Origin of the sequence: uncultured Anaerotruncus sp., assembly GCF_902490045.1 — a bacterium.
Lineage (GTDB): Bacteria > Bacillota > Clostridia > Oscillospirales > Ruminococcaceae > Anaerotruncus.
Map to the genome: position 1 here is coordinate 1 of NZ_CABUCJ010000125.1, position 6,546 is coordinate 6,546.

Sequence of the window (6,546 nt, forward strand, 5' to 3'; positions counted from 1 at the left end):
CTCTTTTGACTTTTCCAGGCGCTTCCGGCTTAGATGAACGCCTGTTCGACGCGGATGACCGCGAAGTATTTCGGATCGATCGCCTGCACGCCCTCGCGCACGCGCTGGGCGACCTGCGCGTCGCTCAGGCGGAAGCGGTGGGGCACCGACACGTCGAAGATCAGGTTGGTGTGGGTGACGCCGTTCACCATGCGGAAGTCGTGAATCGAGACCGCCGGGTCAATCCCGCGCACCATCTGCTCCACCCTTTCCCGCAGCGCGCCGATCTCGCCGTCGTCGACGGCGACGGGGTCCATGTGGATGGTCACGTCGCAGCCGAACCTGTGCCGCAGCTCCAGCTCGATGACGTCCACCGCGTCGTGCATCGCCAGGATGTCCGCGTTGCAGGGCATCTCGGCGTGCAGCGAGATGATCCGCCGCCCCGGCCCGTAATCGTGCACGATGAGGTCGTGCACCCCCGACACCTCGTCATGGGAGAGCACCGCCTCCTCGATCTGCCGGACGAACGCGGCGTCCGGAGCCTGCCCGAGCAGGGGGGAGAGGCTGTCGCGCGCGGTGGTCCAGCCGGTGTAGAGGATGAAAAGGGCGACGAGCATGCCGATCCAGCCGTCGATATTGATTTTTGCGAAATAGCTGACGGCGATCCCCAGGACGACCGCCGAGGTCGCGACCGCATCGGTGAGGCTGTCCATCGCGGTCGCCTTCATCGCGGTGGAGCCGAGCCGGTTCCCAAGCGAGCGGTTGAACCAGCACATCCACAGCTTGACGGCGATCGAGAGAAGCAGGATAACCACCGACACGACGCTGAAGGACACCGCCTCGGGGCGCAGGATCTTTGCGATCGAGCCGCGCGCCAGCTCGAGCCCGACGAGCAGGATGGCCATCGACACGGCCAGCCCCGAAAGGTACTCAATCCGCCCGTGCCCGAAGGGGTGCTCGCTGTCCGCGGGGGCGCAGGCCATCTTGAAGCCGACGAGGGTCACGACCGACGAACCGGCGTCCGAGAGGTTGTTGAAGGCGTCCGCCACGATCGCGATCGACGAGGTGAGCCATCCGGCCGCCGCCTTCGCCGCGAAGAGGCAGAGGTTGAGGAAAATCCCCACCACGCCCGAAAAAACGCCGTACCGGCCGCGAACCTCCGGGTCCTCCACCCGGTCGCTGTCCCGCACGAAACGGCGCAGCAAAAAGTTGATCATATCCCACTCATCCAATCTGTACAAATTGCGGGCCCGCCGAAAAGGGACGGAACGCGACCCGCGCGTCCCGCCCCGTCCGAGCCGGCCTATTTTTCCCAGAGGGCCTCCATCTTTTCGCGGATGCGGGCGCGCCTTGCGGCGGTCGCCTCCGAATCGATCCTGAATTCGCCGATCTCGTGGACGACGATGTCGCCCTCCCCCGCCTCGCGGGGCAGGCGCGCGCGCTCGACGCCGATCGTCTCGCCGTTCTCCGCCTCCAGGATGGCAAAGTTCCCCTCAAACCGGTCGATGCTGTACCGCATGGGTATTTCGTTCACTTCCTCATGGCCGCGAAGCCTTTGATCAGCTCCACCGCGTCCCGGGTGGACAGCAGGCTGCTGTCGAACGAAAGATGGTAGCTGCCGATCTCCCCCCACTTTTTGTCCGAGTAGGAGTTGTAATACGCGGCGCGTTTTTTATCGATCTTGGAAATCATGTCCTTCGCCTCGCCGCCGCTCATCTCATAGAGCCGCTTGACCCGCTCGACGCGGTACTGGAGCGGCGCGTGGATGAACACGTTGAGGCAGTCCGGCTCGTCGCGCAGCGCGTAATCGGCGCAGCGCCCGACGATGACGCAGTCATGCTCCCGGACGATCTTGCGGATCGCGTCGAACTGCGCCAAAAACAGCTTCTGGTTGATCGGGACATGGTCCACGCCCATCATATTCCCCATTGAATACGGATTTACCGACATGGAGTAGAGCAGGCTGCTGACCGGTTTTTCATCGTTGCTTTCAAACAGGTCCCTGCTGATGCCGCTTTCCTTTGCCGCGACCTCGAGCAGCTCCTTGTCGTAGAACTCCACGCCGAGGGAATCCGCCAGCGCCTTCCCGATCTCCCGGCCGCCGCTGCCAAACTCCCTTCCGATGGTGATGATCGCCCGTTTCGCCATGACAACCGCTCCTTTCCCGCCCGTTTCCCACAGGCCGTCCGAATTGCCTTTGCCGTATCCTTATTATACGCTTTCCGCGCCGGTTTTTCAACCTCCGGAAACCGCGCCGGGCAGATTTTCCGGGCGCGCCCGCGCGGGAACGCTTGACAGGCCCGGCCGTTCCCCTTAGACTGGAAGAGACGGGCGCGTCCCGATGAACGTTACGGAGGCGGGGCCATGATCACCGACGAGCTGATGTTTTTTGACAACATGCCGCGGATGCTGCCGCTCTATGAGGCGCTCCGCGAAAAGCTGTTCGACGCCTATCCCGGTATGGAGATCAGGGTCTCCAAAACGCAGATCTCCTTCCGCTGCCGGTACGGCTTCGCCGCGGCCTCTCTGCCGTGGAGGCGGGTCAAAGGGTGGCCGGCGGAATACCTGCTGGTCTCCTTCGGGCTTTCGTATCGCAGGCAGTCGCCGCGCATCGCCCGGGCCGTGGAGGCCTGTCCCAACCGCTGGACCCACCACGTCGTTGTGGAGCGCGCGGAGGAGATCGACGAAGAGCTTCTGGGCTGGATCGACGAGGCTTACCGGTTCTCCATGAGCAAGTGACGGCGGGCAAATAAAAAAGCGGCGGTAAAACCGCCGCTTTTTTGGGGCCGCCGTCAGACCGCGTCGCGCGTTTCGGGGCGGAAGAGGAGCGAGATGCACCAGATCGCGCCGAGGGCGACGAGGGTATAGATGATGCGGCTGAAGATGCTTGCCGAGCCTCCGAAGAGCCATGCGACCGCGTCAATCTGGAAGATGCCGATCAGGCCCCAGTTGATGCCGCCGATGATGGTCAGGATCAGCGCAATTTTATTGATCAATCCAGTCAACCTCCTTGATCAGTTGGGACGCGCCGTTATCAGTCTGCCCGGAAAAATCGGGATTTATGCACCGGATGCGGGGAGCCCCGCCGGGCGCGTCCTCCCCGGAGGAAAGCACCGTGAAACCGGCGGCGGCGGACTCTGCCGCGAAGACCGACACGCGGTCCACCTCCTCACGCCTCAACACCCGGTAGGGCATCAGCGGCGCGCCCTCGTAGAAGAGAACCGCGCGGCCCCCTTCGGGCGCGAGGGTCACCGCCAGCGCCTCAAACGGGCCGGTTTCCCGTTCGATGGCCGCCGCGTCAAGCCGGTAGGGCCCGCCCGCGGGCAACGTCACAATCCGCTGTCCGCCCGCGGCGTACACCCGCATCGAGCAGAGCACCGCCATGCCGAGCGCGAGCACCGCCGCCGCAATCAGCCGTTTCATTGCGTCATCCCTCCTTCGTCTTTTTTTCCGCGCCCGCGCCGGTTTTGCACGGCGCGGCACGCAGGCAGGAACAATCGTTTCCTTGCCGCTTGTATTTTGCGTCTTTTTGTGGCAAAATAAACGTATTCCCGCAGGTATCTGATAAAAAAGGATTGATGAACCCATATGAACCACCAGACGGTCGTAATCCTCGACTTCGGCGGGCAGTATAACCAGCTGATCGCCCGCCGGGTCCGCGAATGCGCGGTCTACTGCGAGGTGCTCCCCTGCCGGACTCCGCTGGAGGAGGTCTTCGCGAAAAACCCCATCGGCATCATCTTCACGGGCGGCCCCAACAGCGTCTATGAGGAGGATTCCCCCCACATCGACCGCGCCGTCTTTGAACGCGGCGTCCCCGTGCTGGGCATCTGCTACGGCATCCAGCTGATGGCGCACACCCTCGGCGGGCATGTCACCAGCCCCGATTCGCGCGAGTACGGCAAGACGGTTACATACTACGACGCCTCCTGCCCGCTCTTTGCGGGGCTCCCGGACAAAGGCGTCTCGTGGATGAGCCACACCGACTATATCGACCGGCTTCCCGAGGGCTTCACCGCCGCGGCGCACACCGACTGCTGCCCCACCGCCGCGATGCAGAACCCCGAAAAAAAGCTCTACGGCTTACAGATGCACCCCGAGGTGCTCCACACGGAAAACGGCGTCGCCATGCTCCACAATTTCCTCTACCGGGTGTGCGGCGCGAAGGGCGACTGGACGATGGGCGATTACGCCCGCAATACGGTCGCGTCCCTGCGCGAAAAGGTCGGGGACGGCAAGGTGCTGCTCGGGCTTTCGGGCGGCGTGGACAGCTCGGTCGCGGCAGCGCTGCTCTCCCGGGCGGTCGGAAACCAGCTCACCTGCATTTTCGTCGACCACGGCCTCATGCGCAAAAACGAGGGGGACGAGGTCGAGGAGGCCTTCCGCGGGCACGACCTCAACTTTGTCCGCGTCGACGCGGGCGGCCGCTTCCTCGATAAGCTCGCGGGCGTGACCGACCCCGAGCGAAAGCGCAAGATCATCGGCGAGGAGTTCATCCGCGTCTTTGAGGCGGAGGCCAAAAAGCTCGGGCGGGTCGACTACCTCGCGCAGGGCACCATCTATCCCGACGTGATCGAATCGGGCGCGGGCGACGCTGCGACGATCAAGAGCCACCACAATGTGGGCGGACTCCCCGATTACGTCGATTTCAAGGAGATCCTCGAGCCGCTGCGGCTGCTCTTCAAGGACGAGACCCGCGCGCTCGGCAGGGAGCTCGGCCTGCCCGATTACCTTGTCGACCGCCAGCCCTTCCCCGGCCCGGGGCTCGCCGTGCGCATCGTCGGCGAGATCACCCGCGAAAAGGTCGCGGTTTTGCAGGATGCCGACTGGATCTTCCGCGAGGAGATCGCGCGGGCGGGACTGGAAAAGGAGGTCCACCAGTATTTCGCGGTGCTCACCGACATGCGGTCGGTCGGCGTCATGGGCGACGGGCGCACCTACGACTACACCGTCGCGCTGCGCGGCGTCACCACCACCGACTTCATGACCGCCGACTGGGCGCGCATCCCCTACGAGGTGCTCGACCTCGTCAGCCGCCGGATCGTCAACGAGGTGCGCGGCATCAACCGGATCGTCTACGATATCACATCCAAGCCGCCCGCGACCATCGAATGGCTCTGAGGCCGGCGCGGCAGGACATGGGAGGTAACAGCATATGCAGCAGGACATGATCGTTATTCTGGACCTGGGAAGCACGGAAAACACCGTCCTCGCGCGGGCCGTCCGCAACCTGGGCGTCTACAGCGAAATCTATCCGCACGACATCACGCCGGACGAGCTGCGCGCGCTGCCCAACGTGCGCGGCATCCTCCTGAACGGCGGCCCCAACCGGATCGTGGACGGCGCGCCCGTCGACGTCGACCCCGCGATCTACGCGCTCGGTATCCCGACGCTCGCCGCCGACCACCCCACGGCGCGGGGCGAGTCGCTGCCCCATTGGCCGGAGGATTCCGCCGCGCTGACGGAATTGCTGCGCGGGTTCGTCTTTGACGCCTGCAAAGCGCAGGCCAACTGGAACATGGAAAACTTCATCGCCGACCAGATCGAGCTCGTCCGCAAACAGGTCGGCTCCCGCAGGGTGCTGCTCGCCCTCTCGGGCGGCGTGGACAGCTCGGTCGTGGCCGCGCTCCTGCTGCGCGCCATCGGCGACCAGCTCACCTGCGTGCACGTCAACCACGGCCTGCTCCGCAAGGGGGAGCCGGAACAGGTCGTGCGGGTCTTCCGGGACGAGCTGGGCGCCAACCTCGTCTACGTCGACGCGAGCGAGCGGTTCCTCGGCAAGCTGGCGGGCGTCGCGGACCCTGAACAGAAGCGCAAAATCATCGGCGCGGAGTTTATCCGCGTCTTCGAGGAGGAGGCCCGCAAGCTCGAGGGGATCGATTTCCTCGCGCAGGGCACCATCTATCCTGACATCGTCGAGAGCGGCACCAAGACCGCCAAGATGGTCAAATCCCACCACAACGTCGGCGGCTTGCCCGACGACCTCGCGTTCGAGCTTGTCGAACCGCTGCGCCAGCTCTTCAAGGACGAGGTGCGCGCCTGCGGCGCCGCGCTCGGCCTGCCCGACGGCATGGTCTACCGCCAGCCCTTCCCCGGCCCCGGGCTCGGGGTTCGCTGCCTCGGCGCGATCACCCGCGAGCGCCTCGAGGCCGTGCGTGAATCGGACGCGATCCTCCGCGAGGAGTTCCACATCGCCGGGCTCGACAAGACCGTCTGGCAGTATTTCACCGTCGTCCCCGATTTCAAATCGGTCGGCGTGAAAAACAACGCGCGCTGCTTCGAATACCCCGTCATCCTGCGCGCGATCAACACAATCGACGCGATGACCGCCGACGTCGAGCAGGTGCCCTGGCCGGTGCTCATAAAAATTACAAACCGCATCCTTCGCGAGGTCCCGGGGGTCAACCGGGTCTGCTACGACCTCTCCCCCAAACCGCCCGCGACCATCGAGTGGGAGTGACCGTTAAAACGGCTCAAACCCGCATGAATACAGGGTTTTTGACCTGTCACTTTGCCTTGTGATACTGGATTGATACTATTCGTTTCAACCCGGCCACACAAGAGAAT

Annotated in this window: 8 protein-coding genes; 3 read left to right on the top strand and 5 right to left on the bottom strand. The window is 64.3% G+C overall.

The features are described 5' to 3' along the window. Window positions 1-29 precede the first annotated feature (29 nt). The 3 genes from RDM88_RS10925 to RDM88_RS10935 form a co-directional block, all read right to left on the bottom strand. Window positions 30-1,196 carry a cation diffusion facilitator family transporter gene (locus tag RDM88_RS10925; protein ID WP_308754871.1) on the bottom strand — a complete coding sequence of 389 codons (1,167 nt, stop codon included), beginning with the start codon at window positions 1,194-1,196 and terminating at the stop codon, window positions 30-32. Window positions 1,197-1,282: 86 nt separating this feature from the next. Next, entirely contained in the window at window positions 1,283-1,498 is a 216-nt protein-coding gene (locus tag RDM88_RS10930; RefSeq protein ID WP_308754872.1) for a DUF3006 domain-containing protein, read from the bottom strand. 11 nt (window positions 1,499-1,509) lie between these two features. Further along, the gene (locus tag RDM88_RS10935; protein ID WP_308754873.1) at window positions 1,510-2,127 is read right to left on the bottom strand and encodes a cytidylate kinase-like family protein; all 618 of its coding nucleotides are present in this window, start codon (window positions 2,125-2,127) and stop codon (window positions 1,510-1,512) included. Window positions 2,128-2,343: 216 nt separating this feature from the next. Here RDM88_RS10935 and RDM88_RS10940 point away from each other — a divergent pair, with 216 nt between their 5' ends. After that, on the top strand, window positions 2,344-2,718 hold the full coding sequence (locus RDM88_RS10940; RefSeq protein WP_308754874.1) for a DUF5655 domain-containing protein: 375 nt from the start codon (window positions 2,344-2,346) through the stop codon (window positions 2,716-2,718). A 53-nt stretch (window positions 2,719-2,771) separates the two neighbouring features. Here RDM88_RS10940 and RDM88_RS10945 read toward each other — a convergent pair whose 3' ends face one another. Continuing rightward, window positions 2,772-2,975 carry a DUF378 domain-containing protein gene (locus RDM88_RS10945; protein ID WP_101549606.1) on the bottom strand — a complete coding sequence of 68 codons (204 nt, stop codon included), beginning with the start codon at window positions 2,973-2,975 and terminating at the stop codon, window positions 2,772-2,774. After that, entirely contained in the window at window positions 2,965-3,402 is a 438-nt protein-coding gene (locus RDM88_RS10950) for a hypothetical protein (protein WP_308754875.1), read from the bottom strand. The genes RDM88_RS10945 and RDM88_RS10950 overlap by 11 nt, the downstream gene beginning before the upstream one ends. A 165-nt stretch (window positions 3,403-3,567) precedes the next feature. Between RDM88_RS10950 and guaA (RDM88_RS10955) the strand changes: the two genes are divergently transcribed. Next, window positions 3,568-5,100 (top strand): glutamine-hydrolyzing GMP synthase, encoded by a 1,533-nt coding sequence (guaA, locus tag RDM88_RS10955; RefSeq protein WP_308754876.1) that lies wholly within the window; start codon window positions 3,568-3,570, stop codon window positions 5,098-5,100. A gap of 34 nt (window positions 5,101-5,134) precedes the next feature. Next, the gene (guaA, locus tag RDM88_RS10960; RefSeq protein WP_308754877.1) at window positions 5,135-6,439 is read left to right on the top strand and encodes a glutamine-hydrolyzing GMP synthase; all 1,305 of its coding nucleotides are present in this window, start codon (window positions 5,135-5,137) and stop codon (window positions 6,437-6,439) included. Window positions 6,440-6,546 lie beyond the last annotated feature (107 nt).

What these genes read in the sequence shown, in the direction of transcription:
- RDM88_RS10935 (WP_308754873.1), bottom strand. Translation starts at nt 2,127, where the DNA reads ATGGCGAAACGGGCGATCATCACCATCGGAAGGGAGTTTGGCAGCGGC.
- RDM88_RS10940 (WP_308754874.1), top strand. Translation starts at nt 2,344, where the DNA reads ATGATCACCGACGAGCTGATGTTTTTTGACAACATGCCGCGGATGCTG.
- RDM88_RS10930 (WP_308754872.1), bottom strand. Translation starts at nt 1,498, where the DNA reads ATGCGGTACAGCATCGACCGGTTTGAGGGGAACTTTGCCATCCTGGAG.
- RDM88_RS10925 (WP_308754871.1), bottom strand. Translation starts at nt 1,196, where the DNA reads ATGATCAACTTTTTGCTGCGCCGTTTCGTGCGGGACAGCGACCGGGTG.
- guaA (WP_308754876.1), top strand. Translation starts at nt 3,568, where the DNA reads ATGAACCACCAGACGGTCGTAATCCTCGACTTCGGCGGGCAGTATAAC.
- RDM88_RS10950 (WP_308754875.1), bottom strand. Translation starts at nt 3,402, where the DNA reads ATGAAACGGCTGATTGCGGCGGCGGTGCTCGCGCTCGGCATGGCGGTG.
- guaA (WP_308754877.1), top strand. Translation starts at nt 5,135, where the DNA reads ATGCAGCAGGACATGATCGTTATTCTGGACCTGGGAAGCACGGAAAAC.